The organism is Lacihabitans sp. CCS-44, assembly GCF_024343735.1.
In the GTDB taxonomy this organism is placed as follows: domain Bacteria; phylum Bacteroidota; class Bacteroidia; order Cytophagales; family Spirosomataceae; genus Leadbetterella.
The window spans coordinates 33452-58037 of the sequence record NZ_RJUE01000056.1; the positions used below are offsets into that span (position 1 = coordinate 33452).

The 24586-nt window shown below is 36.4% G+C and carries 21 protein-coding genes; 8 read left to right on the top strand and 13 right to left on the bottom strand.

Annotated elements, in window-relative coordinates:
• Positions 1-17 precede the first annotated feature (17 nt).
• From der to EGI26_RS11135, 4 genes are all read right to left on the bottom strand, one after another.
• Positions 18-1331, bottom strand: a complete 1314-nt coding sequence (gene der / locus EGI26_RS11120) for a ribosome biogenesis GTPase Der (protein WP_255078344.1) — start codon at positions 1329-1331, stop codon at positions 18-20.
• 168 nt (positions 1332-1499) lie between these two features.
• Positions 1500-2393 carry an EamA/RhaT family transporter gene (locus EGI26_RS11125; RefSeq protein WP_255078345.1) on the bottom strand — a complete coding sequence of 298 codons (894 nt, stop codon included), beginning with the start codon at positions 2391-2393 and terminating at the stop codon, positions 1500-1502.
• 3 nt (positions 2394-2396) lie between these two features.
• Complete coding sequence (locus tag EGI26_RS11130; RefSeq protein WP_255078347.1) at positions 2397-4775, bottom strand: hypothetical protein; 2379 nt, start codon at positions 4773-4775, stop codon at positions 2397-2399.
• Positions 4714-5718 (bottom strand): hypothetical protein, encoded by a 1005-nt coding sequence (locus EGI26_RS11135; protein WP_255078348.1) that lies wholly within the window; start codon positions 5716-5718, stop codon positions 4714-4716. The genes EGI26_RS11130 and EGI26_RS11135 overlap by 62 nt, the downstream gene beginning before the upstream one ends.
• A gap of 125 nt (positions 5719-5843) precedes the next feature.
• Here EGI26_RS11135 and EGI26_RS11140 point away from each other — a divergent pair, with 125 nt between their 5' ends.
• The gene (locus tag EGI26_RS11140) at positions 5844-7670 is read left to right on the top strand and encodes an ABC transporter ATP-binding protein (RefSeq protein WP_255078349.1); all 1827 of its coding nucleotides are present in this window, start codon (positions 5844-5846) and stop codon (positions 7668-7670) included.
• A gap of 1 nt (position 7671) precedes the next feature.
• On the opposite strand, the gene EGI26_RS11145 is transcribed toward EGI26_RS11140, so the two are convergent.
• The 4 genes from EGI26_RS11145 to EGI26_RS11160 all read right to left on the bottom strand — a co-directional run bounded on the left by EGI26_RS11145 (position 7672) and on the right by EGI26_RS11160 (position 10506).
• Positions 7672-8043: a DUF423 domain-containing protein gene (locus EGI26_RS11145; protein WP_255078351.1), complete on the bottom strand. Its 372-nt coding sequence runs from the start codon at positions 8041-8043 to the stop codon at positions 7672-7674.
• Positions 8044-8129: 86 nt separating this feature from the next.
• Positions 8130-8795: a YggS family pyridoxal phosphate-dependent enzyme gene (locus tag EGI26_RS11150; protein WP_255078352.1), complete on the bottom strand. Its 666-nt coding sequence runs from the start codon at positions 8793-8795 to the stop codon at positions 8130-8132.
• Positions 8792-10039 (bottom strand): peptidase T, encoded by a 1248-nt coding sequence (gene pepT, locus EGI26_RS11155; protein ID WP_409035363.1) that lies wholly within the window; start codon positions 10037-10039, stop codon positions 8792-8794. The genes EGI26_RS11150 and pepT overlap by 4 nt, the downstream gene beginning before the upstream one ends.
• On the bottom strand, positions 10039-10506 hold the full coding sequence (locus EGI26_RS11160; RefSeq protein ID WP_255078354.1) for a nucleoside triphosphate pyrophosphohydrolase family protein: 468 nt from the start codon (positions 10504-10506) through the stop codon (positions 10039-10041). Before EGI26_RS11160 ends, pepT begins: the two co-directional genes overlap by 1 nt.
• Positions 10507-10641: 135 nt before the next feature.
• On the opposite strand from EGI26_RS11160, the gene EGI26_RS11165 reads away from it, so the two are divergent.
• The 3 genes from EGI26_RS11165 to EGI26_RS11175 all read left to right on the top strand — a co-directional run bounded on the left by EGI26_RS11165 (position 10642) and on the right by EGI26_RS11175 (position 13802).
• Positions 10642-11271, top strand: a complete 630-nt coding sequence (locus EGI26_RS11165; protein WP_255078355.1) for a hypothetical protein — start codon at positions 10642-10644, stop codon at positions 11269-11271.
• Between the two features lie 62 nt (positions 11272-11333).
• Entirely contained in the window at positions 11334-12452 is a 1119-nt protein-coding gene (locus tag EGI26_RS11170) for a hypothetical protein (RefSeq protein ID WP_255078356.1), read from the top strand.
• Positions 12453-12461: 9 nt separating this feature from the next.
• The gene (locus EGI26_RS11175; RefSeq protein ID WP_255078359.1) at positions 12462-13802 is read left to right on the top strand and encodes a dihydroorotase; all 1341 of its coding nucleotides are present in this window, start codon (positions 12462-12464) and stop codon (positions 13800-13802) included.
• Between the two features lie 42 nt (positions 13803-13844).
• Here the strand turns inward: EGI26_RS11175 and EGI26_RS11180 are convergent, their stop codons facing one another.
• Together EGI26_RS11180 and EGI26_RS11185 are read right to left on the bottom strand one after the other, a co-directional pair.
• Positions 13845-14021, bottom strand: a complete 177-nt coding sequence (locus tag EGI26_RS11180; protein WP_255078360.1) for a hypothetical protein — start codon at positions 14019-14021, stop codon at positions 13845-13847.
• 117 nt (positions 14022-14138) lie between these two features.
• Positions 14139-15362, bottom strand: coding sequence for a 4-hydroxy-3-methylbut-2-enyl diphosphate reductase (locus EGI26_RS11185; protein WP_255078361.1), 1224 nt, complete (start codon positions 15360-15362; stop codon positions 14139-14141).
• 127 nt (positions 15363-15489) lie between these two features.
• Here EGI26_RS11185 and EGI26_RS11190 point away from each other — a divergent pair, with 127 nt between their 5' ends.
• Positions 15490-17184 (top strand): capsule assembly Wzi family protein, encoded by a 1695-nt coding sequence (locus EGI26_RS11190; protein WP_255078362.1) that lies wholly within the window; start codon positions 15490-15492, stop codon positions 17182-17184.
• 222 nt (positions 17185-17406) lie between these two features.
• Here EGI26_RS11190 and EGI26_RS11195 read toward each other — a convergent pair whose 3' ends face one another.
• On the bottom strand, positions 17407-18012 hold the full coding sequence (locus EGI26_RS11195) for an RNA polymerase sigma factor (protein ID WP_255035666.1): 606 nt from the start codon (positions 18010-18012) through the stop codon (positions 17407-17409).
• A 437-nt stretch (positions 18013-18449) separates the two neighbouring features.
• On the opposite strand from EGI26_RS11195, the gene EGI26_RS11200 reads away from it, so the two are divergent.
• On the top strand, positions 18450-19721 hold the full coding sequence (locus tag EGI26_RS11200) for a hypothetical protein (RefSeq protein WP_255078364.1): 1272 nt from the start codon (positions 18450-18452) through the stop codon (positions 19719-19721).
• A 21-nt stretch (positions 19722-19742) separates the two neighbouring features.
• Here the strand turns inward: EGI26_RS11200 and rimO are convergent, their stop codons facing one another.
• Positions 19743-21053, bottom strand: coding sequence for a 30S ribosomal protein S12 methylthiotransferase RimO (gene rimO / locus EGI26_RS11205; protein ID WP_255078365.1), 1311 nt, complete (start codon positions 21051-21053; stop codon positions 19743-19745).
• Between the two features lie 104 nt (positions 21054-21157).
• Complete coding sequence (locus EGI26_RS11210; protein ID WP_255078366.1) at positions 21158-23260, bottom strand: gliding motility-associated C-terminal domain-containing protein; 2103 nt, start codon at positions 23258-23260, stop codon at positions 21158-21160.
• A gap of 61 nt (positions 23261-23321) precedes the next feature.
• Here EGI26_RS11210 and EGI26_RS11215 point away from each other — a divergent pair, with 61 nt between their 5' ends.
• Both EGI26_RS11215 and recO read left to right on the top strand, forming a co-directional pair.
• Positions 23322-23912, top strand: coding sequence for a cytochrome c oxidase subunit 3 (locus tag EGI26_RS11215; RefSeq protein WP_255078368.1), 591 nt, complete (start codon positions 23322-23324; stop codon positions 23910-23912).
• Positions 23902-24585 (top strand): DNA repair protein RecO, encoded by a 684-nt coding sequence (gene recO / locus EGI26_RS11220; protein WP_255078369.1) that lies wholly within the window; start codon positions 23902-23904, stop codon positions 24583-24585. The genes EGI26_RS11215 and recO overlap by 11 nt, the downstream gene beginning before the upstream one ends.
• Position 24586: the final 1 nt, after the last annotated feature.

The following is a 24586-nucleotide window of genomic DNA, read 5'->3' on the forward strand; positions in this document are numbered from 1 at the left end:
GGGCTGTGCCCGATTTATCATTTTTTTCTAAAAAACGTCGTTATTGCCACACCTTCAAATCCAAAGTGTTCACGAATTTTATTTTGCAAAAATCTTTGGTAAGATTCCATAACGTACTGAGGCAAATTACAGAAAAACACAAACGTCGGCGATGGGGTTGGTACCTGCACGATATATTTGATTCTAACCATTTTACCTTTCATTGAAGGTGGCGGATAGTTCTCAATGATTGGCAGTAGAATATCATTTAATTTCGAGGTCGAAATCTGAGATTTTCTAACATCATAAACTTCCATAGCCTTTTCTATAACTTGGAAAATACGTTGCTTTTCCAAAGCCGAAGCAAAAATAATGGGCATATAATTCATTGGAGCCAGTCTTTCTAAAATATCCTTTTTCATGGTATCGGCAGTTTTAGAGTCTTTCTCCAAAGCATCCCATTTGTTCACCATTATTACAATTCCTTTTTTGGCATTGTGGGCTTGAGCAATAATACTCACATCTTGCGATTCAAGTCCTAAAGTTGCATCCAAAAGCACAATACAAACATCCGAATTATCCAGGGCTTTTATGGACCTCAAAACCGAATAAAATTCAATATCCTCATTTACCTTGGCTTTTTTCCTGATACCAGCGGTGTCCGTCAAGATAAAATCTTTGCCAAACATCTTGTAGTGCGTATCAATGGCATCTCTGGTTGTTCCGGCTATGTCAGTCACTATACTTCTTTCCTTACCCAATAATGCATTTAAAAATGACGACTTTCCTACATTCGGACGTCCTAAAATTGATATTCTTGGTATTCCTTCATTCGGATTTTCTTCTTGGTCAAACTCAAGATATTTTACGACTTCATCTAGCAATTCACCCGTTCCTGAGCCATCTGCTGCCGAAATTGGGTAAACCTCACTTGAAAGCCCCATTCCATAAAACTCCGAAGCCACCAAATTGGCTCTTTCGAAAGTTTCAGCTTTGTTAGCTACTACAAAAATTGGTTTTTTAGACCTACGCAAAACGTTGGCAAATTCTTCATCCAACTCTGTTAATCCTTGTTTGGTATCCACCACAAAAAGTATAGCAGTCGCTTCATCCAAAGCCAATTCTACCTGACTTCTGATGGCCTCTTCAAAAGTATCATCTGAGCCAACCACATAACCACCTGTATCTATAACCGTAAAGTTCTTTTGCAACCAAAACGCATTTCCGTAGTGCCTATCACGTGTCACGCCCGATTGGTTGTCAGTAATAGCCACACGCTCCTCTATCAGTCTGTTAAATAATGTAGACTTCCCTACGTTTGGCCTACCTACTATTGCTACTATATTCGACATATAACTTATCCCTCTTTTTATATAAATATTTTATTATCAGCCTTTTCGAAAAATCAAAAAGGATGCAAAGATAGGAAAAAATGAGGATACTGGAAAGAAAAACATAGAAAGAGGGGTGAAAAAATGATTGATTTACAGTTGACAACTTTCCAAAAGTTGTCTATTTTGTCATCCTAAAACCTCTTGCCAAGAAATCATCAAGATGGCGATAACGGCCAAGAAAAGCCCGAGTTTATTCAGGTTAGATACTTTTTCTTTGAAAAACAAAATGGCCACAAATGCAGAAACCAAAATAACACCCATGTTGTAGATAGGGTAAACAAATGCACCACTATTGCCGAAATATCCCAGTGTGAGAATCAAAAAGTAAAAAGATAGAAAATTGGGAACCCCAAGCGTAAATGCAGCAGCAATATTTTTTATTTCAATCTTCTCAAATCCTTTTATTACCCTGATAATCAGTAGAATAATTCCAGAAATTGATGCTCCAAGAACCATTACAAGTGTTACAAGAACCACCCTGCTGGCATCAGCTATATATGTGATATTCAAATAGTTTATAGCCGTATTGGTAATGCCATACATCAAAAAAACCGCCAAGGCCAATCCTCCTTGTAACCAAAAATTGGCTTTTACACTAGACTCCGATTTGAAAGTAGCAATAGCAACAGAGACCACTGCCAACAAAAGTCCGAAGTAATTGATCCAGTCGAAAGTCTTGCCTCCACTCCCAAAAACCAGTAAACTGAACAAAACTGGAATAACCAACGAAACATTATTGGCCATAGAAGTAATGGTCATTCCGATTTTTTGAGTAGCCAATCCACTCAAAATAAACGTAATAATAAACCCAACGCCCAAAGCGAGGCTATACCATGTCCAATTTTGCAATAAATCCAAACGAAAACTTTGGCCTTCAGGCATGAGCAACATACCTGTAAGAAAACAGACAGGATAATTGATGGCAATAGCCTGAAAAGTGCTAATGTTGAATCTCGGAAAAACCCTGAAATTGACCAACAAAAGCACTGAAAATAAAATACTTAAAGCTAAATACAACATAACTTATTTTACAAAATTGGCGTAAGTTTCACATTCTTTCAATACCATCTTTTGGTACTGAGTATCTTGGTAATTCTTCAAAAGTTTGGTGAAAAAAGTGCGATACTTTGGCAACTCATTCTTTCGCATTTTGGCCGTATACGACTCTTCCTGAGAGTAATCATCGGGCCTCTCGGAATAATATTTCACCAAGTACTGATTACGCTCACAAAGTGCTCCCGCGTAACATATTTTGGCGGCAAGTTCCTTTTCAGGGCTTAGAGAAAGTGCCTCTTCGAACGCTTTTCTGGCGTTTTCAGTAAGATAATAATCCGATTTTAGCTCATCATTGTATTCCAAATCGGCCGTGCTCTTGCCCCTTTGGGTTAGTATCCATCCTTGGCCATAATAGCTGAGGTTATATAATCCTTTGCCGTATTCGTAGCAGTCTATGGCCGTAGCATTTTTTTCGCCAACCTTAGTTTTTAAATCCGCCAGTTTCTCTAAAAATACTTTCGGAGAATCCTCGCTACCGGCACTACCTAATCTTATATCATTTGAAATACTTTCAAAATTTTCATCAAAACCATTGTCAGTTAGCGTTTGGGCCGAAACAAGTTTAAAAGTTTCTGACGCTTCAGCAAATTTTGACTCCGAGACTTGTCTTCTTGCCAGAGCCAAATTCATGTAATCAGGCTTTAGGTTGGACAGCTCAACAAGCTTTTTATCATTGATATTCAAGTCTTTACTTTGAGTAAAAGCTATTAGTTTTTGCAAGAAATCTGACGAACAAGTGTCTATCAAAGCATTGTGACTAGTACCTATTTGGTAGCCACTGCCATAATCAGAACCCGCCGCAATACTGTGAGCCAAAAATGCCTTCACCGCATTACCCTGACCACCAGCTTTATCATCGGAACACGACCAAAACCACCCACTTTTCTCTTCTTCCTTCTTGTTGGCGTAATAATTGGCCAATGTTTCGCTCATTTTCAAGAGCAAATTGTTGTTCCTGAACTCTTTAATATCTGTGAATGAAGCAACTGTATTAAGCATTTTTTGTTCTGTCTCGTCTGATGGTGTTTTATCCATCATCTCGAAAGTCAAAAATTCTACTTGTTTTTTGAGTTTGGCATTTCCATCTACTTTCATGCCATTTAATAATTCCAAGGCAGCTTTTGTATCGTTTTTGAGGTAGAGGAAATAGGCCGTTGATAAGTTCCAAAACGGAGGGTTTTCTACTTTTCCGTCAGAACTCAATTTTTCAGAAAAACTCAATAATTTTTCCAAATACGTCTCTCCTTTTTTGTGTTGAGCATCTACTTTGGCTTGGTCAATTTTATAATTATCGTCGTAATAATTATCGAAATTACCGTAAACTGTACTGTTTTTCTCAGCAAAAAACGCCATTTCGTTCTTGTTGATTTCCCTCGCAAAAACCAACTCCAAAAGTGGATGTTTAGGGTTCAAATCATAAATTTTATCCAAAATTTCAAGTCCGTCCTGAAGCGGCTGAATTCCTTGTAATGCTAAAACATTGGCTTTTTCGTCACTTTTTGTAGCGAGTTCAAGAGCTTCTGCAAAAAACTTTGGACTGATTCTTCTGACACTTAAATCTGCTGCAAATCGTCTTGAAGGGCAATCGTTAAAAATCTGAGCAAACATAAAAACCGCATTGGCGGTATCTCCAAGAGCCATAGTTGCCCCTGCAACCCTGCTTTTTGACCAATCAGAAATGAACGATTTTCGTTTTATGGCACGAGAATTTGCCGCAAAATCATCAATAAGATTATCATACCGACCGATTTCGCCACTTAGCTTAATTTTCTGAAAAAGATATCTTTCTTTCAGAAAATCATTTGTGGCATTTTGAAATCCTTCATCGGCCTTATCTATCAAATCCACTATTTTGATCGAATCGACTGCAGGACTCTCCTCCCAATAGTTGACTTTATGCGGAGTGGCGGCTTCTGCCTCTTGAGCAAAAACCAGATAAAGACTCGCAACTTTGTCGAAGGCTGAAACTTTTGAAGCCAACAAGCTCAATTTGGACTCGCCATATAACGAAGACTTTATCACATCTCTCGAAACCTTGGACTTTAAATAAGCCTCCCATGCATTTATATTTTCGGTTTCCTCTACCGTTTCGGCTTTTGGAGACGGGGTTTCTTCATAAAAATACGGCTCTTCGTTCAAGAAATTTGTTGAAAAATAATAGGGCTTGGTAGCCGCAGGCGTGCTGGCGTTTTCGGGGTAAAACAACGAAAAGTACTCCGCATAGTCCATCGGACTTGGGCCACAAGCCAATATGGCCATAACCGCACACAACTTTATGAAAGTTTTAGTTTTGGGAGAAAAACTCCTGAATCTGTCTTTGATTGTAGTTTGAAAGGCTTTTTTCATCTAAATGATAAAGAATTATGGTAGTTTTTAGGGCTTTTGTTTTCTGTAAAATTCTATTTTTTGTCTTGTTTACTTTTTCAAATTCTGAGTTCTCGAATTTCAAAATATCGTTTTCTCGAAACGAAATATTTTTGAACTGAACGTCCTTTTTACACAAAAATTGATTTTCTGTTTTCGTTTTTTCAAAGGCCTCATTGACCTTGATTTCACTGAGCGTACAATTTTTTATAAAAGTATAGAAAATCCCATTTCGATAGGCCAAAACTTGTTGAAAAAACGGAAAAGCAAAAGTCAAATTTATCCGATACTCGGAGAGATTGTCCAAATAATTCATTGTTGTTTGGGCATCAAAAAGTGAATTTTCGGCGGACAATTTTCGCCAATCGCCGGTATTATAGAGCATCAAAACACCTTCATCAACAGGTGGAATGCCAGTTTTTTCATAAAATTTTATTTGATGTAAACGAATAGTGGCAGAGAATTTCATGCTTTTTGGTGACTTCTCCTTTATGTTCTCCAAAAAGAAAAAATACTTGTTTTTTGTACTTAAAGTCCAGTCGCAATCGAACTGAATTTCTTTATGTGCATTTGATATTTTATTGATTTGGCCCAATACATTGGTCGATAAAACTTCGATTTGCTCAAACTTCAGCCTTTCAAAAACGCGGTTGGTTATAAAGACAGTGGGTACAATTTCTTGATTTACCTTAGTTTTTATCGAGACAATTCCTTTCGGAATGGCCTCATTTTGAAGCATATCCACATCAAAAAATCTTAAATAAATTTTCTTTATCTCATTTTCCTCCAAAAACACCTTCTCCTTTTGACTTAACTCAAAATTAGTCTTCCAAAAATACACCGCTCGCTGTAAATCTTTCGGTGCATTTTCAGATTTGCAACTGGCAAATAATAAAACTAGAAGAAAATAAAAAATCCGTTTCAAATCCATGTAATCCGTGTTCTATCAAAAGTAGGTTCGAACCAAGAACCCTTAAAAACCTTAGCGGTTACAAACCTAAATCAAAAAAATAAGGTTTATCCAGAATTCCTTTTCTAATTTTGCTCACAATGAACATATATTTCAAAATATTAAAATACGCTGGTAGCCTCCGAAGTTTTGTGGTTCCTTTCGTATTCACCTCTCTCATTGCCGGAGTTTTTGGTGTTTTAAACTTGGTTTTACTAAAACCTCTGCTTGATGTACTTTTTGGCCAAGTAGCTGACAGTGTGATTGTTGAAATGGCCAACAAAACGCCAGATAAATTTCAATATCTCGATTGGTACCAAAAGTTTTTTGCTGAAGCTATACTTTCTGATGGCAAACTCGGTGGGTTAAAATTCGTCTGTTTTACCATTCTAGGAGTTAGTTTTGTCGCCAATGTTTCGAGATATTTTAGTTTGAGGTTGCTCGAAAGATTCAAAACCAACATGGTGGCCAACCTTCGTCAGGCAGTTTTTGAGCACACTTTACACTTACATTTGAGTTTTTATTCCAACGAAAAAAAGGGCGAACTCATCTCAAGAATCACAACAGATGTACAAGAAGTAGAAAATTCGATAGCCAACTCTTTTTCGGCAGCTATCAAAGAATTCATACTGTTGGCCGCTTACTTGGTAGCCCTTTTTTATATTTCATGGAAACTAACACTGTTTTCATTGATTGTAATTCCTGTTACTGGGGCTTTTCTTGGAATTGTACTGAAAAGAATGCGACACAATGCAGGCGACAGTCAGCAACGCCTTAGTAATCTTATAAGTATAATGGACGAAGCCTTTGGGAGTATGCGTGTAGTGAAGGGTTTTTTGGCTGAAGGATTTATTTCGAGAAGATTTTTTGATCAAAACACAGCCTACCGAAAGTCTATGTTTGCATACGCCTCAAAAAGAGAAATGGCCAACCCATTTTCGGAATTTATCGGAATAAGTATGGTGGCTTCCTTACTTTATTTTGGTGGCAGCCTGATTTTGGAAGGCACTGGCTCACTCACGGCCTCAACTTTTATCTCTTACATTGCCATATTTTCTCAAGTCATTAGACCAGCCAAAGAAATTTCTCAGGCCATTAGTACAGCTCAAAGAGGTTTAGCATCCAGCGAAAGAGTGATGGAATTGATTGACCAAAAGGCGGATATTGTGGATGATAAAGACGCTAAGGTTTTAGAGAGTTTTAACTCCAAAATAGAATTCAAAAATGTTGGATTTTCATACATTGAAGATAAAGAAATCCTGAAAAATATAAGTCTAGAAATCAAAAAAGGGCAAACAGTGGCCTTGGTCGGTGCTTCTGGAGGGGGAAAATCTACCATAGCAGACTTGTTGATAAGGTTTTACGATGTGCAAAAAGGCGAGATATTAATAGATGACCAAAATATTAAAAACATCAGTCAGAAAAGCCTTAGAGAACATATTGGAGTGGTTACCCAAGAGCCGATGCTTTACAATGATTCCATTTTAAATAACATAGCCTTTGGAAGAAATGCAAGTTTGGAGGAAATCCAGAACGCAGCTAAAATTGCAAACGCCCACGAATTTATCATAAATCAACCCGAAGGATACGAAACCAACATCGGCGACAGAGGTACAAAACTATCAGGAGGACAAAAACAACGACTTTCTATAGCTCGTGCCATTTTGCAAAATCCGCCCATACTTATTTTGGACGAAGCCACCTCAGCCCTCGATACAGAATCCGAAAAACTTGTGCAAGATGCTTTGGCCAATTTGATGAAAAACAGAACTTCGTTAGTGATAGCTCACAGACTCAGTACCATTCAAAACGCTGACAAAATCTATGTTATTCAAAACGGTGAAGTGGTGGAGCAAGGCACTCACCAAAGTCTTTTCGATGAAGAAAACGGATATTATCGAAAATTGGTGACCATGCAGGGATTGTAAATCAACCTTTCAAAACACTCCAAAATAACAAGCCCCAGCCAATTACCAGCAAAGTACCACCGATTGGAGCCACTGCACCAAATACATTAATACCTGTAAAACAAATCAAAAACAAACTACCCGAAAAAATCAAAGTACCCAAAAGGAAGGTATTTCCGCTCCAGTTGATGGTATTTCCGGGGAATTCTTTGCTTAATATCCCAACTAATACTAATGCTATAGCATGATAAAACATATAACGCACCCCTGTTTCGAAGGTATCCGCTCGGCCGGACGCCTCTAACATTGCCTTCAAAGCATGAGCACCAAAAGCACCAATTGCCACGCCCAAAAGACCTAAAACCGAACCGGAAAGAAGAAAAAACTTATTCATAAAGTGATTTTTTTAAATTTTGTTTGAATCTGAAAATCGGAAACTAACAACATCATTAATACATTAATAATTAGCAAATTAACAAATTAACCTCGACTACCAAAAATAGAACTCCCAACTCTTATCATTGTGCTACCTTCTTCCACTGCCAATTGCCAGTCACCACTCATTCCCATTGAAATTTCTTCTAATGAAAAATTATCTACTTTTAGGCTTCGAGTTTGTTCAAAAAGGTCTTTCAGGCTTCTAAATTCTTCTCGAACCAAATTCATATTATCGGTAAAAGTACTCATACCCATCAAACCTTTTACCTTAACGTTTTTTAGTGACTTAAACTCCTGTGATTCCAGCATTTCCAAGTACTCAGCCTTATCCATGCCAGTTTTTGAATCCTCTTTAGCTATGTATATTTGTATCAAACATTCAATAACACGCTCATTTCTCGCGGCTTGCTTATCTATCTCCTTCAAAAGTTTAAAACTATCCACGGAGTGAATCAAATGTACAAAAGGAGCAATATATTTGACCTTATTTGTCTGTAAATGCCCTATAAAATGCCATTGAATATCCTTCGGTAGGACTTCGTATTTATCCACCAATTCTTGCACATAGTTTTCCCCAAAAGCACTGAAGCCAATTTCGTAAGCCTCCAAAAGCAATTCTTTTGGCTTAAATTTCGAAACCGCAACCAGTTTTACACCGGACGGAATTTGACTTTTAAGATTTGTTATATTTTCCTGAACTTCCGTCATGCCCTTTCTTCATAAATTATGGCCAAATTTACAATAACTTCCGCCGCTTTAAGCATATCCTGCACCGAAACCCACTCTAATTTGGAATGAAAAGCATGCTCTCCTGCAAAAATATTCGGGCAAGGCAAACCCATGAACGATAACCTAGAACCGTCTGTACCGCCTCGTATGCTTTGCAACTTGGGTTCAATTCCTGCTCTTTTTATGGCCTCAATAGCATTTTCGGTCACTTGTGGATGATCGCCCAATACCACTTTCATATTACGGTATTGTTCTTTCACTATAAACTCAAAGCTCGAATTGTTGTGTTCTTTAAGCACACCTTCAACTATTTCTTTGAGCAGATTTTCTTTCTCCAAAAGTCCAGATTCATCAAAATCCCGGATGATAAAACTTAACTTACAGAACTCGACATTTCCTTGAATATCAGTCGGATGAATGAATCCCTCTTTGTTTTCTGTCGTTTCAGGCGAAAGTATTTCCTTAGGCAATTTTGCTATGATTTCAGCACCAATTTTGAGTGCATTTTGCATTTTTCCCTTGGCAAAACCAGGATGAGTACTCACACCATGAATCTTAATTTCAACCCCATCGGCTGAGAAAGTCTCGTTTTCAATAGAACCCAAGGTTTCTCCGTCTACAGTATATCCGAAATCTGCATCCAAACGCTTCAAATCCACATTTTCAGTACCTCGTCCCACTTCTTCATCAGGAGTGAAAAGGATTTTTATATCGCCATGTTTGATAGTAGGATTTTTTTTCAAATATTCCAATGCAGTCATTATTGCCCCCAAACCAGCTTTATTATCGGCTCCCAAAAGTGTAGTTCCTGAGGCCGTAATGATGTCATTTCCAAGCTGATGTTTTAAGTCAGGGTGTTCAGACATTCTAATTATCTGAGAATTATCATCTGGCAAAACCAAATCTTGCCCTTGGTAATTTTCATGAATAATAGGTATTACGTTTTCACCCGAACAATCTGGCGAAGTATCCATGTGAGAACAAAACATGATTTTAGGAATATCTACTTTCTTTGAATTGGTATCTAAAGTGGCATAAACAACGCCAAACCCATCTATCTCGGCATTGTTTATGCCTAACGAAATCAATTCTTCAACCAAAAGTTTGCCCAAATTCTTCTGCTTTTCAGTCGATGGACTCGAATGACTTTCCGGATCAGACTGCGTGTCAATCTTTACATACCTCAAAAACCTATCGAGAAGTGCATCCTTTAGATTTATCATCATTTTTCAAGAATAGATTTCAAATCAGCGGGTGAATAGTTAATGTTTTTAAGTGTCTTATTGTCAGCCGTTCTGTAAACCAAATACCTGTCACCATCTTTTTTAAAATAACACTCAAATCCTTTCTTGGTGTAATGCTCCACAGTAGCTTCAGCCTCCGCTACATTTGCACAAGCTTTGCTCATGTTTGATCTTTGAACTTCATCAAAAAGTTCTCTGAATTTATCTCCAAGTCCAAATTCTAAAACAGCTCCGGACAATACATATTGGATATCACAAAGGGCGTCTGCTACCTCAATTAAGTCATTATTTTGAATAGCCTCTGCCAGTTCTTTAAGTTCTTCCGAAATGAGCTCAACCCTAAGCTCACAACGTTTCTGAGCGGGAATTACAGGTACTTTTTCTATTGGATGATGAAATGTTGTATGAAAATCAGCCACTTGATTTAGGCAATCGAGTTTGTCCATTTTGTTTTTAATTATGTTATTTGAAAAAATATTACCGTAAAATAAATATTCAATTGAATTATCTTGCAAAGTTGTTCAATTTTGAATAATATTGCTAAAAATCTCGAAGTCAAATAAATCTTAATTCTTAAAATTATGAACAAATTAGTAAAGCTACTATCAATTTTTGCACTAGCTACAACTGTTTCATTATGGTCTTGTAAAGGTGATCAAGGTATTCAAGGACCAATCGGGCCAGCTGGCCCACAGGGTACCGCTGGAACTAATGGAACTAACGGAACTAATGGTACTAATGGAACTAACGGTAAAGATGGAATAAATGGAAATGCAAACGTTCAAAGTTTCCAAGCAACGGTAAAAGCTACTGATTGGAAAGAAGTAGACGTTACCGGCGTAGGCAATGGCGTATCTAGCAAATGGGGCGGAGTTGCAATTGCTAACGCTTTAGTATCTACTGATAAATTTGTGATGGTTTTCGTTAAAAATGGTGAAACCCTCAAAGCTCTTCCTATTCTTTACACAAAAGATTTTGACAATTCTGTTGAGCGTTTAGACTATGGATATAAGACAGGCCAAGTAGAATTGTTTTACAGAATGCAATCTCAATTGTTTGGAACGAATGGTTCAACTGCTTACAAACCAAATGGCGACCTAACATTTGATGTTGTTGTTACTTCAAAAACTGTTGGTGCTTCTCTTGAGAAAAGTGGTGTTGACATGAAAAATTACAAAGAAGTTATGAACTTCTTAAGCACTAGCTTATAATATTAATATCTTAACAAACTAAAACCCTTTCACTGCAACCAGCGAAAGGGTTTTTTTATTTTATGAAATCTAAATTCATACTGTTAATTGCTGTCATCTTCCACCTTCAAGCAAACGCTCAATTTTTGGAAGATGAAAAAAACAAAGACCTAACTATTAAAGGATTGGACTTACTTTACAATCAGCAGTTTGATCAAGCAAAGGAAGTATTAAGCTCTGTAAAAACAGCTTATCCTTTGCATCCTGTTAAATATTTACTAAACGCTATCGAGCTCCAATGGGAAAATATACCGATAGATAAAAACCAAGAAGCACTAAAGAGATATATCTTGGAACTGAACAAATGCGTATCTGCATCTAAAAATATTTATAAAAATACAAAACATAAAAAAGAAGCTACTTTTTTTCTCCTTGCCGCACACGGATTTATAGCTTTGTCTAATAACTATCAGAAAGAATATTTTGAAGCTGCCAGCGAAGCCAAAAAAGCACACTCGTTCTTTAATGAAGGAAAGAAATACAAAAATGAGAATCCAGAATTTCTGTTTGCAACTGGCCTCTATAATTTTTATCGGATTCAATACCCCGAGTCACACCCAATTGTAAAGCCCGTTATGATGTTTTTTGAAGACGGAAACAAAAAACTTGGACTTCAAGAATTGGAGAACTCATATAAAAAATCAATTTTTAGCAGAACAGAAGCCGCTCTTTATCTAATTAATATCAATATTAAATACGAATCGAATTTCAAAAAGGCACTGACATACTCATCCATTCTCAACTCAAAATATCCAAATAATTATATTTTTAAAATAAAGCATATAGAGAGTTTGTTGCTCAACAGTGAGTTTGATGAGGCCATAAAACTCAACGACCAACTAAAACTCAAAAAAGATAAAGTGAGCCAGCTATCGGCATTAGTTTTTGAGGCATATGCCGATGAGCATTCAAGAAAAAACACACAAAGTGCGTTCATTAACTATGCTAAAGCCCTAAAGATTCCACACGATGACAGATACACGAAAGAATATCATGGAATGGCATATTTGGGAATGGCTCGTATATTTGCAAAACAAAAGGATATAAGCAAGGCCAAAGCTTTTTATAAAGAATGCTTGAAAATATCCGAGTATGATTGGGTAGTGAATGCTGCAAAAACTGAATTGAAAAAAATATCATAAATTATCATTATGTCTTCTTCACTGATATTAAATGCAAAAGTTGTAAATGAAGGAAAAATCCAAGAGCTTGATGTATTTATAAAAAATGGAAAAATCGAGAGAATAGGAAAAGATTTAAGCCATATCATTGCCCACGAAATTATTGACGCAGAAGGTCTATATTTAGTACCAGGCATAATAGACGACCAAGTACATTTTAGGGAGCCTGGCCTCACACACAAAGCCACGATTGAAAGTGAATCCAGAGCGGCCTTGGCTGGTGGTACTACGAGTTTTATGGAAATGCCTAATACGGTACCAAATGCCCTTACTCAAGAACTCCTTGAGGACAAATATCAAATAGCGGCCAGATCTAGCTGGACAAACTACTCGTTTTTTATGGGTGGCTCTAACGACAACTACGACGAAGCTATGAGAACAGATTTAAGCCAAGTATGTGGACTTAAGTTGTTTATGGGAAGTTCTACAGGAAATATGCTTGTTGATAATGAAAAAACACTTGAAGGTATTTTTGGTAATTTCTCAGGCCTTATAGCCACACATTGTGAAGATGAAAGTACTGTTAGAGCCAATTTAGAATTCTATAAAGAAAAATATAATGACACCGAAGTTCCTTATGATATTCATGCTCTCATAAGAAACGAAAAAGCGTGTTATATCTCAAGTTCAATGGCAGTAGGCTTAGCAAAAAAACACAATACAAGACTACACATTTTGCACATCTCGACTGGGGAAGAACTTGAATTATTTGAAAACACCATTCCTTTATCAGAAAAGAGAATTACCTCTGAAGTTTGTGTGCATCATCTCTATTTTGATGCAGAAGACTACAAAACTCTTGGAACCAAAATAAAATGTAACCCGGCCATCAAACACAATCACAGAGAAAAGCTATTGGAAGGATTGCTAAATGACAAGCTAGACATCATTGCCACCGACCACGCACCACACACTGCCGAAGAAAAAGCCCAAGACTATTGGAATGCTCCTTCGGGATTGCCCCTCATTCAAAATAGTTTGCAGGTGATGCTCGACTTCTATGCGAAAGGTAAAATAAGCTTTGAGAAAATCGTTGAGAAAATGTGCCATGCACCAGCAGAATGTTTCAAAATAGACGGCAGAGGATACATTAGAGAAGGATATTGGGCAGATTTGGTGCTGGTAGATATAAACAAATCATATACTGTTTCGAAAGAAAATATTTTATACAAAGCGGGCTGGTCGCCATTTGAAGGTAAAACTTTTGGCTCAAGTGTAGTCAAGACTTTTGTTTCGGGAGAAATGCTTTATGACGAAGGAAAATTTAGTGACAAAAAATCGGGGAAAAGATTATTGTTCAATAGAAAATAAACAAAAATGTCGCTTCTTTGGAGGCGACATTTTTGTTTTCATTTACGCAAGCTCTACTCTTCTGAAAACCTTATTTAGCATAGTTTGATAAACTTTTCCGAACTTTTCATAGCACCAGTTTTTTAATTCTTTCATTTCAGCTGGCAGTAATTCCTTCAGGCCTTTTTTTAATTCCTTTTCGAAAAGCACTTTATCAAAGCTAACTTTGTCTAAGATCATTTTTATATACTCAAGCATGTTCATGGGTAATATGTTTATGTCTTTATGTAACGTTAAGTTATTCAAATTCTTTTAAAATATCAAAATATTAATCGCTTTTTAATACAAATTATGAATTCATAAAGACTCCAAAACCTGCTCTAAAACCACGTCTTCTTCAAAAAATCCAACGATTTTTCTAAGAACTGCTTCCACCACCGCATCTGGGCAAGACGCTCCACAGGTAAGTACAATTGTAGGTTTTTGTTCAAAATTTAGCACTCCAAAACTTTCCTTTTCAACATGAGAATGAATATCAAAATGAGAAACGCAATCTCTAGATTTTAAATTTAACTCCGTCTGAATAAAATAGGTCGACATTGAGGTTTCCAGTAATTCCACCAGGTGGGTAGTATTGGAACTGTTATATCCCCCAACTACAATTGCTAAGTCGGCCTTCTCTTTCATCAAAGCATAGGTGGCATCTTGATTGTCATTAGTTGCATAGCAAAGTGTGTCCCTAGTACTTGCAAAATATGCAGGCACCTCCAACTCAGTTAAATTTTGGGCTTTAATCAACTCTTCCTTTAAATAATTCGCAATGTCCTGTGTTTCTGTAGCAAGCATGGTGGTTTGGTTCACCACACCAAATCGCAACAAATCTCGTTCGGGATTAAAACCTTCAGAAAATCTACCGGAAAACTCCTTAAAAAAAGATTCTGAGGGCTTCTCCTTTCGAATGTATCCTGCCAAGAGAACCGCTTCTGACATATCTTTCACAACTACCGTTGGAGTCTTTGCTTGACTGTGAGAAAATGTAGCCCTTGTTTCTTCATGGTTGGGTTTGCCATGAACAATTACACTGTATCCTCGCTCTCCGATTTGCTGAGCTCGATTCCAAACTTTTTCGACAAATGGACAGGTAGTATCATATTCATATGTATTTATTCCGAGAGAGGCCAACTCGTCTTGAATTTCTATAGTAGTACCAAATGCAGGTACAATCACTATATCATCAGACTTTAAGTCTCTGAAGGCACTTAGTCTATTGCCCTTTGTATCCATTAAAAACGTTATTCCTCTCGACAATAAATCTGCGTTCACATCTGGATTGTGAATCATTTCGCTTAAAAGGAATATTCTTTTCCCCTCGTTTTCGTTCAAAACATTATATGCTATTTCTACTGCGTTCTCAACACCATAACAAAAGCCAAAATGCCTTGCAATCAATACTTTAACATTCTCAAAGTCTAAAACGGTTGGGCTAAAATCCTTTTTTAACTTATCCTTTACCCGACGTTTCTCTTTAATACTGGAAATTATGGAACTTCTGTATATCTGCGGAATCTCAAATGTCTTCATTCAATTGGTTTTCGTTATTTTGAAAACTTAATGCATCATTGCTTTGTTCCAAAATTATTAATTAATCTGCTTATTAGTGCTAATTATTAATTATTTTCGCACCTTTCTTCCTAATATTTAATAGCACATGAGGCGAAAATTGTTCCTACTGTTTTTTTTATCAAACCTCAATTATGGTTTTTCTCAAAGTGCTAATAGTTCTATTTCCCAAATATCCGAGAGCTTTGTAGAAAGGCTTGAGGTAAAGTCAGGAGTACTCTCCAACTCATTTCACACAAATATTAAACCTTTCACAAGACAACAAATTGGAGATTTTCTGGCCGCAATAGATAGTGTCACTTTTAAGAAACTTTCAAAAACCGATAAAAGAAACTTTGAATATCTGCAAGTAGACAACTGGGAGTATTTGCATACAAAAGACAGTGTCAAAAATCTGAGCAAAAAACCAATTTTTAGGCATCTTTATAAAAACAAATCAGACATGTATTTTGTCAAATCAGATGATTTTGACATACACGTTTCCCCAGTTCTAAATATTGGATTTGGCAGTAATTCGGCTCATGGAAACTTAAAATCAAAATCTACCTTTATCAATTCCAGAGGCATAGAAATACGTGGAAATATTAATAAAAAACTGGGTTTTTACACAATGGTTACTGATAACCAAGGCTCCAGCCCAAACTTTATGGTAAATTTCTACAAAATATACCTTGGCTATCCTTATCAATCGCTCGTAAAAGTAAAAAATGATGACTACAACTTGTTACAAGGAGATTATTTTACAGCTATCGGATACTTTGCATTTAAGCCTATCAAAAACCTCACAGTGGCGTTTGGGCATGACAAAAACTTTGTAGGTTCGGGTATCAGATCAATGGTTTTGAGTGATTTTAGTGCTCCGTATTTACAACTAAAAACAGACCTGAGAATTGGTAAACTTCAATATTTGTCCATTCTAGGTCAAATGACCAACTTGCAAGTAGTAAACCCTCCCTTTAGTCAGATCACAAACGCTCCCAAATATATGGCGTTTCATCATCTAAACATCAACTTAACCAAAACTCTAAACATAGGTTTGTTTGAGAGTGTAATGTACGGGCCTCGTAAAACAGGTTTTGAGCTAAATTACCTTAATCCAGTTATTTTCTACAGGTTTGTGGAGGGCTACTTAGGCAGTTCTGACAATGCCATGGTAGGTGCTGACTTCAAGGTAAATCTTTTCAAAACCTTTACTGCTTACGGACAATATTTTTTGGATGAATACAACTCAAAAGAATTCAAAAAAGACGGCTGGTGGTCTAAAAAATATGCTTGGCAGATGGGTGCGAAGTATTTTGACGTATTCAAAATCAAGAACCTTGACTTCCACTATGAACTCAACAGAGCCAGGCCATACATGTATTCTCACTTTACAGATTATACCAACTATGTAAATTACAACCTCCCCATGGCCCATCCATTAGGAGCTAATTTTAAAGAAAATATTGTTTCTGTTAAATACCAACCGCACGCCAAAGTCTTTCTATCGTTTGTGGCCATGAGTGCATTAAAAGGGGAAGACAAAGACAGCAGCAATTACGGCGGAAATATCAAGCTCAACAATCGTATTGGAAGAATATCTGATTACGACAACTATATAGGCCAGGGCTTCGAAAACCGCATAAAAAACACTGAAGTGGTGGCCTCAGTAATGATAAAGCATAACTTGTTTGCAGACCTTATGTATCAAAGGCGTAAAGACACTTACTTTGAAGCCGAAACCGAGAGCATTTTTTCGTTTGGTCTTAGATGGAATATGGTGAGGAAACAATTGTTGTTTTAAAAGAAAAAAACCTGCGATTAAATCGCAGGTCTAAAGCTTTTAGAAAAATTTAAGATGTTTTGTATCGTTGATTCTCTCGGACTTAGATTTATCTGGTTCATTTCTTCTTTTAACTCGAGGCAATCGAGGTAGAACTCCAACAAATCATTGTCATAAACTAAAGAGGTCTCAATGATAACATTTTCAGAACTTGACGTTTCGTTATAAATATAACGGATAATCTCATTCTGCGTTGATGTACAGGTTTGTGTCATAGGCATATTTTGTTTTACTCATCAATTTTCTTAGATTGATAAGAGCATAACGCATACGACCCAATGCAGTATTGATACTCACGCCCGTAGCTTCGGCTATTTCCTGGAAACTGAGGTCTTCGTAATGCCTCATTACCAATACTTCGCGTTGTTGCTCCGGCAACTTCTTGATCATACTCCTCAGATGCTCGTAAGATTCCTTTTTGATTTGAGCTGACTCAATAGAATCTTCTGCGAAATTGAGAGAGTTGAACACACTACTTCCATCCTCAAAAACTACGTTAGGATAACGTTTTGCCCTACGAAAATAGTCAATGGCCAAATTGTGGGCTATGCGAAGAATCCAAGGCAAAAACTTGCCCTCTTCGTTGTACCTACCTTCTTTTAAAGTCTTTATGGCCTTAATAAAGGTATCTTGAGTTAGGTCTTCAGCGACGTAACTGTCTTTCACAACAAGGTAAATAGTAGTGTAAACTTTGGACTTGTATCGATTAACAAGCGTGGCGAATGCCTTTTCGTCTCCACGGATGTACGCTGATATAAGCTCACTTTCGTTAACTAGGATTTTTTCCATTATGTATTTTCAGATTAGTTAACGTAGAGTTTTATACCATATTGTACTATCAGGGGTTTTTAAATTGAAGAATTAATTTTTTCGAAATATAAAACAATAAATTTTTAAAAGTGAAATTTTGGTCAAAAAAAATTAGTTAACGGTAAGTTAATGCACTTCATTGAAACAATATTTTTTTGAAAAATCTAATGAAATTACTACAAAAACTATTCCAAAGTTAGTTTAAGGCTAAATTTCGCATAAACTATAAATTAAAATCCCTTTTGACGTTTGGTAAGAAGAAAAATCAATTCGGTACGATTATTGTAAACTGTGTACACGAGATTAATTATTGAGAGGTACAGAAACGTTCTTTCCAAAGTTTTAGATAGTTTTTGATTATTTTTGCATTTCGATGCATAAGAAATTAATATAAATTAAATTTATCAGACATTAAAATGACCAGACTTTTATTTAGGGTTATTGTGGTTTTTGCACTTATAGTTATAGGTTCAAAAACCTACGCACAAAAAGACTTGATTGTTACTCAAGCAGGTGAAGAAATCAGATGTAAAATTCTTGATGAAACCCCTACTAGATTTGTATATGCTTATTTAGGCCCCAAAAACAAGATTCTTAGAAATGAGATTTTCAAAAATTTAGTTTCATCATTTAAGTATAGTTACTACCCTACTGATGTTTTGCAGAATGATAAACTTATAGAAAAAACCAAGTCTGGACAGTCGAACAGAGGTGTGCCATTGAAATCTTCAGAAGAAAAACAACCTGCGGCTGCAAAAGAGACCACAAAAAAGAATATGGAAGCTTCTGTAGATACTAAAAATAGTAATGAAGTAGCCCAAAAGCCCAATAGTGAATTAACTAAAAGTAGTATTGATAAATCTAAGGCTAACGCCACTGAAATAAAAAAAAACAGTGACAGCAATATGCCACTAACAGACGAAAAGCCTATAAAAAATGCTAAGTCTGAAAATGGAACTGAAAATACTGATGAAAAAACAGATAAGTTAGAAACGAAAAAGCAAAAAGAAGAAATATCGCCTTTGGCAGACCCAGAGCCAGTTTCTGAGTTCAAAAATTATCTAAAGTATAGAATTGGAGCAAAAGGTGGGTTGGGAAATATTATAGCTCCTAACTCTGATACATCTCCATACGGCTTATACAAAGAAAAACTTTTGAGAGGTTGGATGTTTGGTGTTGATGCTGCATACTTTTTCGGCGATAACATAGGCATAGGGGCAACATACACCAACTATCAAGCAAGGAACTCAAGTACTAGCTTGGATTATCCAGATTTATTTTCTCAGGAGCCAATTAAAAATGGGCAACTGTCCAATAAAGTCTCACACAAATTTCTTGGCCCTACTTTCTTGTTTAGAAAGAGTATAGACTACAAGACTTTTGCAATATTAACTTTAAGCCCTGGTATGCATTTGTATTCGGATAAAGGCCTTACCAACAACTCCGCTTTTAATTTCAAAGGTCAAGCCTACGGTGCCGCAGCTACCTTAGGTTTAGATTTCTTGTTGGGTAATGATATTTTTGGTAGAGACATTGTCCTTAGTCTAGAAGGAGGCTACAATTATGGCCAGATAACGACCATTGACAACAAAGTGGAAAAACTAGCACTACCAACACCCATAAATCTCAACAGATTGGATTTTACGATTGGTTTGCGTTTTACAAGATTCCCAATGTATTTAAGATAAAAACTTAGATTTTTCTGACCTTTATTTCACCAAAGATCCGTATAAGTCAAACTCGGCAGCACTGTTGATTTTAACATTGGCAAAGTCTCCCAGACGAACATATTCGTCAGCTGAGACCAAAACTTCGTTGTCAACTTCTGGAGAATCAAACTGGGTTCTTCCTATGAAATAACCGCTTTCTTTTCTATCAAAAAGCACCTTGTAAGTGTTTCCTACTTTCTTTTGGTTGAGTTCTTCTGAGATTCCTTGTTGAAGCTCCATGATGATATCTACTCTCTCTTGTTTTTCTTCGGCTGGAATGTCATCTTCCATCTGATATGAATGCGTGTCGTCTTCGTGCGAGTATTGAAAAACACCCAATCTATCAAATCTTTGTTCTTTCACAAACTCATACATTTCCTCAAATCTCTCCTCTGTTTCGCCAGGATGACCCGCAATTAGCGTCGTACGGATGGCTATATCTGGAACTTTATTTCTGATTTCTGCCAAAAGCTGCTCGGTTTTAGGTCTGTCGATTCCTCTACGCATAATCTTCAACATTTCTGAAGAACCATGCTGGAGGGGCATGTCGAGATATTTACAAATATTTGGTTTCTTGGCCATTATATCCAAAATATCCATCGGGAAACCAGATGGATAAGCATATTGTAACCGAATCCAATCGATACCCTCAATGTCTGATAATCTATCTAAAAACTCTGCTAGATTACGTTTTTTGTAAATATCTAAGCCATAGTAAGTGAGGTCCTGGGCTATAAGGATGATTTCTTTAGTGCCTTTTGCAGCCAAGTTTTTGGCCGAAAGTAGTAATTCTTCCATAGGTCGAGACTCATGCTTGCCTCGCATGAGGGGAATTGCACAAAAACTACAAGGCCTGTCGCAACCCTCGGCAATCTTGAGATAAGCATAGTGAGCAGGAGTTGTCAAAAGCCGCTCACCAACCAATTCTTTTTTATAATCTGCCTTGAGAGTTTTGAGTAAACGAGGCAACTCGTTAGTTCCAAACCAAGAATCTACTAAGGGAATTTCCTTCTCCAACTCGTCTTTGTAACGGTGTGATAAACAACCTGTAACAATTACTTTTTCGACATGCCCTGCCTCTTTGGCTTCTACATATCTTAGTATGGTGTCTATACTTTCTTGCTTAGCATTGTCTATAAATCCACAAGTGTTGATTACCACTATTTGGGCATCGTCTTTTTCTGCTTCATGAGATACACTTAAACCATTTCCTTTAAGTTGTGTATACAATATCTCTGAATCTACTAAGTTCTTGGAACAACCTAGTGTTACTATATTTATTTTCGACTTACGATTTCCTTTTGTTTTCATCTGGTATTTTTCTCGTTGCAAAGGTCGAAGAAAAACGCCATAAAATAGTATTAGAGTGGTGGGTATTTACAAAAATGAATCAAAAAAGCTTTAAAAAACAGCGTTTATCTCATAAGTTCTATGATTCCATCTTTAGTAAGGGTTTCTCCGTTTTTCAAAATTGCTGATAATCTGTATAAATATATACCGACTGAGGCCACCTTTCCTTTTATTCTTCCATCCCAGCTTTCTTTCGGATTTGAGATTTGAGCAATTTTCTCTCCAAATCTATTGAATATTTCCAAACTGAAAGTCAACAGATTGTCAGAATCTCCCTTTACAGCTAATCTATCATTTATTAGATCGCCGTTTGGGGTAAATATATTGGGCAAATTTAAACTCCCTGGAACATCAACTATTATAGTATTTGAATAACTAAAGCTCAAAGGTGAGTCATCTGAAATAGTTTTTAATCTAAATTTTGCTTTAAGATCATACTCCTTAAAACTTATTTCGTGCTGGTTATTAGACTCTTGTTTTATAAGCTGAATTGTATTTGAGTTCTCATTGAAGTACAAAACCTCATAAAGTCCGATGCCTGAATTGTCAAATGGTAGCTCAATGTTCCAAGTCAATTGATTGGGCTCTCTAAATGATAAAAATGTTGACGCTACGGAGTCTGAAAGAATTGATTGGCTTTCGCATTTATCTACATAAGATATTTTGTAAGACTCTGACTTTGAAACCAAAGAGGTATCCGAAACAAAGTCTGTTGGATGTGAAAGACTATCAAATTTGGTATAGGCTCCTCCATCATTTTTATACAAAATCCACCTATCTATTTCTATTGGCCAAGCTGGCTGTTTATTAAAAAAAACCGCATTTTGATTATTTGGATTTGTACTTACATAAACCTCCGAAGTGGCGTTTGGTATAATTGCTGACCTATCTACACAAATCATATTTGAAATACTTTGACCTGTAAATTTGAAAAAATCAAATTGGCCGGTGGTATTTACTTTTAGCCGATAGCAGTACTTTTTTTTACAATTTATGGTATAATCAGAGTGAGTAAATGCATTCGAAGAAAGTAGAATAGTATGAAGATTAGAGCTGTTTTCGATCCTCATAATTTGTTGATTTATTGATAAATTACTTAATCCTGAACTCCCTAATCCAAATAATAAACTGGGGTATTTAACCCATTCTAAATCATAACGATAAGGCACAAAAGCTGCTTTTTTTAGCGGAATAGTGCAAATCTCCGCAGATTGTTCAGGAACTAAGCCACAAACACTCGTCTCCCTTTTCACAAAGAAACAGTATGACTTGGTACTGTCTGAGATAATTGAAGTATAGTTGCCAGGTAAAATATTTACCATAGTAACACTGCTTGGGTTGGGTAATGAGCCACTTGGATAGACATATAACTTGTATTGGTCGGTAGTCTGATTAGACGCATGATATGCTCCTGTAAATGTGAATGATGCTTTTGTAGGTGTGTCTAGCCTAAGTTTTGAAATATTCGGATGGTATGGCCTCTCTATCCCACCTAAACTAGCCAAGTAGGAAGATACATTTTCAACTGCAACCGGAGTTTGGCAGCCTTTAGCTGGGTCCAAATATTTGCCTTGTACTATAAGCTGTGCTGGTAAAGGAGTATTTTTTATAGCTTCGAATGGCAGCTGACTTTGAGTAATTGTAGTTACGCTATTGTTGATACTAATTTCGTATTCGTCGAAATCGTTTAAGGGGTTTTGTGGGAGGTTTACCACCAAATTGTTATTGGTGCAGGTGGTATAACTATACACTGGAACATTGCTAGGCCTTACTGTAAGATTTTTACAAGCTATTGATGTTTTGCCATTTATGTCTCCAATTTGCAAAACAGTGATAATTTCGGGCCTTTTTACTCTAGATGAATAATTAAATGAGGCCTGATTTGTTGCCAGAAACCTAGCCTCATCAATATCTTCTCCCTGATAATCAAATATATACTTTACGGAAATTGCAGTAGAAGTATTTGTTACCGTCAGGATTTGGGGTAAACACAAAGTAAGACTACTTAAATCAAAATCACCTTTTGCATAAGACGTTTGTTGACATAAATCCTGAGATTTAAGTTTCTGGAAACTAAAAAAAAGAATAGCTAAAAATAAGTACTTAAAGTCTTTTCTAAAGGTATAGATGCTAAAATTCAAATACATCAAACTTTTATGTAAAACCATTGTTCTGTAATTAGAGTAAACTCTACGTACGAAGATACTGAACGAAGCTGAGAAACTAACGATGAACGAGAACAAATTTAGTAAGAGAAGGGAGCCTTTTGCGTTTATGTTGTATTTGGCCATGTTCGGCAGCAGCATATTGTTTTTGGCGGTGTTTCTTGTTTTCTTGAAAAAAGAATTTGTTAATCAAAACATTCCTTTGATAATCCCCAAAACTTTTTGGGTGAGTTCGCTGGTAATAATTTTGAGTAGTATCACCATATATCTAGCTAAAAAACAGCTTTTTAGCCAAAAATTTGTCTCCTACAAAAGTTACTTAGGAATCACCTATTTGTTAGGTTTGCTCTTTTTGGTATTACAAATTAGTGGATGGATGGAATTGGCAAATAGAGGCTTTACTATGGCAAATCACACCGGGGTTTCGTTTTTGTATATACTTTCTGGTTTACATATTCTGCATACTTTTGGCGGCATTGTGGCTCTTTCATTAACGGTGGCCAAGGTTTTTAGAAATAAATCTTATGTTGATTCATTTGTGTATAGTGTCAACCCACCGAATCAACTAAATTTCAAACTTATTTATATTTATTGGCATTTTTTAGATCTACTTTGGCTATTAATTTTCTTATTTTTGTTGTATCATGCTACATAAAACCAAGGGAATAGTCATCAGTTTTGTTAAGTACAAGGAAACCTCGATTATTGTAAAAATATATACAGAAGCGTTTGGCATTCAAACATATATAGAAAATGGGGTCAGAAGTGCCAAAGGGAAAAACAAAATTGCTCTTTTTCAGCCACTTACACTACTCGACTTGGTGGTTTATCACGACACAAAAAAAGAAATAAATCGAATATCCGAAATAAAATGTCTTTATCCATATCACACCGTTACTGTCGATATAAAAAAATCTAGTATCGGGATTTTCATTAATGAGGTTCTAAACAACAGCCTCAAAGAGCATTCTGAGAATACGCCACTTTTTAATTTCCTAGAAGATTCGTTGAGATACTTAGACCAGCACGAAGAACAAATTGAGAACTTTCATTTGTATTTCCTTATCAACTACTGCTTTTATCTAGGTTTTGGCCCTGACAACGAAGACGACGTAGTGAGTCAACTTCAAGAACATGCCATACCAGTAAATAATGAGGAAAAAAAGCTCATAAAAGAACTCATAGGGCAAGACTTTGGTGCTAAATTACAAATCAGCAAGTCGTTGAGAATAAAAGCCCTTGAACTAATGCTTGTTTACTATAAAATTCATGTAGAGGGGTTTGGAAATCTCCGCTCTATGAGCATTCTTAAAGAAGTCTTAGAGTAGC